At 61.8% G+C, this 424-nt stretch carries 1 protein-coding gene and 1 pseudogene; one reads left to right on the plus strand and one right to left on the minus strand.

Annotation, left to right across the window (positions count from 1 at the left end; translation table 11 throughout):
- A partial coding sequence (locus tag EXE45_RS20065; protein WP_158294342.1) for a hypothetical protein occupies nt 1-240 on the plus strand: 240 nt, incomplete at its 5' end.
- Here EXE45_RS20065 and EXE45_RS20070 read toward each other — a convergent pair.
- Nucleotides 227-424, minus strand: a pseudogene (locus EXE45_RS20070) (hypothetical protein); the annotation flags it as partial. The gene EXE45_RS20065 and the pseudogene EXE45_RS20070 overlap by 14 nt on opposite strands.

The raw sequence follows: 424 nt of genomic DNA on the forward strand, positions 1-424 counted from the left end.
ATGTCCTACGCCGTCCACGCCGAGTATATCAACCGCCCCGCGACGATCATTCTCGACCCGAACGGCACCGTTCGCTTCGCGTATTACGGAACGTTCTGGGGCGATCGGCCGTCCATCGAGGAGACTCTCGAAATGATCCGGTCGAAGGAGTTCGAGTTCGAGCACCCGGAACGACGGCACGTCGCGTCTGAGCGATTCCCCGGGCCAGCGGAATACGAATTTGCGGTTAGTGAATCGTGAGCGCGAACAGGGTGAGATTGTGAACCGCAGGGAGGAGACCGGCACCACCGGCGATGACGAGCAGACCGGCGGTCTCTCGGCCGACATAATCGCTGTCTCTGTCGAGGACAGCCAAGACGAGCAGGGCGGCCGCGATTTTCACGAGCAGAAAGAGCACGACGCCGGATGGGCCGATGCCGTCTCC

Origin of the sequence: Halorubrum sp. SP9 (assembly GCF_005435015.1) — an archaeon.
GTDB classification, from domain to species: domain Archaea; phylum Halobacteriota; class Halobacteria; order Halobacteriales; family Haloferacaceae; genus Halorubrum; species Halorubrum sodomense.